At 67.3% G+C, this 254-nt stretch carries 1 pseudogene; it reads left to right on the forward strand.

Annotated elements, in window-relative coordinates:
* Window positions 1-14 precede the first annotated feature (14 nt).
* Window positions 15-254, forward strand: a pseudogene (locus tag FCK22_RS18455) (ATP-binding cassette domain-containing protein); the annotation flags it as partial.

Raw genomic sequence — 254 nt, forward strand, 5'->3', positions numbered from 1 at the left:
GCCAAGGCAGCATCATGCCCAAGGCCAGCGGCAAAACCCACCCCGCCCCCGGCGGCCCCTTCCTGATTGGTGACGGCATGACGGCGGGCTACGGCAACGGCCCCGACATCCTGCATGACTGCACCATGCGGTCGACCGCGGCGAGATCGCGGTGATCGTCGGCCCCAACGGCGCGGGCAAATCCACCGGCATGAAGGCGGTCTTCGGCATGCTCGACATGCGCAAGGGCCATGTGCGGCTGGATGGTGAAGACA

The sequence above is a fragment of the Sulfitobacter sp. 15WGC genome, assembly GCF_005068605.1.
Lineage (GTDB): Bacteria > Pseudomonadota > Alphaproteobacteria > Rhodobacterales > Rhodobacteraceae > Sulfitobacter > Sulfitobacter faviae.